At 56.9% G+C, this 852-nt stretch carries 1 protein-coding gene; it reads left to right on the forward strand.

Features of this window, described 5'->3' with window-relative positions; all coding sequences use genetic code 11:
- Positions 1–807: IS66 family transposase (tnpC, locus tag ACZYSM_RS29220; RefSeq protein ID WP_489077154.1), on the forward strand; the 807-nt coding region annotated here is incomplete at its 5' end.
- Positions 808–852: the final 45 nt, after the last annotated feature.

An 852-nucleotide genomic window follows, 5' to 3' on the forward strand; every position in this document is an offset into this window, starting at 1 on the left:
TGCGATGAAACCCGGGTTCAGGTGCTTAAAGAGCCGGATCGAGACCCGACCAGTCAATCCTGGATGTGGGTGCAAGCCAGTGGGCCACCGGATCGAAAAGTAGTGTTGTTTGACTACACCACCAGCCGAGCGCAGGAGGTACCGCTACGCCTGCTCGCCGATTATCGCGGCTACCTGATGACCGACGATTACGCGGGTTATAACGCACTGGCGTTGCAGCCGGGAGTTGAACGGCTGGCGTGCATGGCCCATGTGCGACGCAAGTTCGTCGACGCACAAAAAGTACAGCCCAAAGGCAAGACGGGCCGCGCCGACATAGCACTGACGATGATCAACAAGCTGTACGGCATCGAGCGTGAACTCAAGGACAGCAGTGATGAGCAACGTTTTATCGGTCGTCAGGACAAGAGCCTGCCGATCCTGGCCCAGCTAAAAAGCTGGCTGGAAAAAACACAGCCGCAGGTCACTTCGCAAAGTGTGCTGGGTAAGGCTGTCGGTTATCTGGCCAGCAACTGGAGTCGCCTGGAACGTTATGTGGAGGCCGGTTTTTTACCGATCGACAACAACGCCGCCGAAAGAGCGATAAAGCCGTTCGTGATCGGTCGTAAAGCATGGCTGTTTAGCGATACGCCCAAAGGTGCTAGCGCCAGTGCGCAGATCTATAGCTTGGTCGAGACCGCCAAGGTCAACGGCCAGGAGCCCTATACGTGGCTGCGCCACGTACTTGAGCGATTGCCGCATGCGCAGTCGGTGGCCGACTACGAAGCACTACTGCCATGGAACTGCTCGCCAGAGATGCCACGGTAAACACAAGGCGCATCTACCGGTAGGTGTGCTTTATGGATCGGATAC

The organism is Pseudomonas sp. F220 (assembly GCF_057813935.1).